This is a genomic window from Flavobacterium sp. T12S277, assembly GCF_048514875.1.
Classification (GTDB): Bacteria; Bacteroidota; Bacteroidia; order Flavobacteriales; family Flavobacteriaceae; genus Flavobacterium.
In genome coordinates this window covers 1-831 of record NZ_JBLYEG010000074.1, presented here as the reverse complement: position 1 = coordinate 831, position 831 = coordinate 1, and the positions used below count along the sequence as shown (strand labels likewise).

General features: G+C 32.4%; 1 protein-coding gene. It reads left to right on the top strand.

The window, feature by feature from the left end; all coding sequences use genetic code 11:
• The coding region (locus ACN1CN_RS22780) for a hypothetical protein (protein WP_419137984.1) at positions 1-187 on the top strand (187 nt) is incomplete at its 5' end.
• Between the last annotated feature and the right edge of the window lie 644 nt (positions 188-831).

Here is an 831-nt window from a genome sequence, read left to right as displayed (position 1 = left end):
TCTTAGAATTCTCCCAAACAGAATTTTAGTACTGAACTACAGAAAACGGCAGATCATTACAGTCATCCCACAGCGGATACTTAAAAAACTGAATGCAGTGTTGTTTTTGGTAGAAAATAGGGAAGATCGTCATGTAAACGACTCAAATGAATTAAGTGCATATTATACTTTTTTTGAATCGTTATAAAAAAAAATAAAGACTCTGATGTATTAGAGAGCCTCTATAAAGACTATATCCGAGAATTTCCCAATACAGCCCAAGAGGCATTTCTATACAAAAAGGATATTAAAGCTGGCTATTTAATTAAAAAGATGGATCAAGTCTTTGAGAGCTGGAAAGAACCATGGGCAACGTGCCTTTCTTTCTCTTAGTTTTAGGAATATCTATCACCTTATAGGGTTCATGATGAAATTCAAGAACAATGGAGAATACTTTACAAGAAAAAATATCCGGATTGATTTAGTAAAAGTGATTTTGAGAGCTTAAGCATAATAGAAGCTTGGGGAATACTAAACAACGAAGGGAACAAACGGAATATAAAAATCAATCTTAATCCATCCTATGTAATGGGAATTAAGACATCAACCTTAATGAACATGAATTTCCAATAAACATCCGGAGCCTTGCTTTTGTTTGTAGTAAAGAAAAAAATCCGTTGCAGTTTAATAACTCAGACATTTTCACTGGAATAATCAGTTACACTTAATAGGGTATCTGGGTAAGTAAAATAGGTGTCATACGAACAAAAACTGAAGAAAAAGTTAAGTTACATTTTATCCACCTGAAAACAAATAATCAATCCTACATCTATTATAGAATGAGAAAATCTA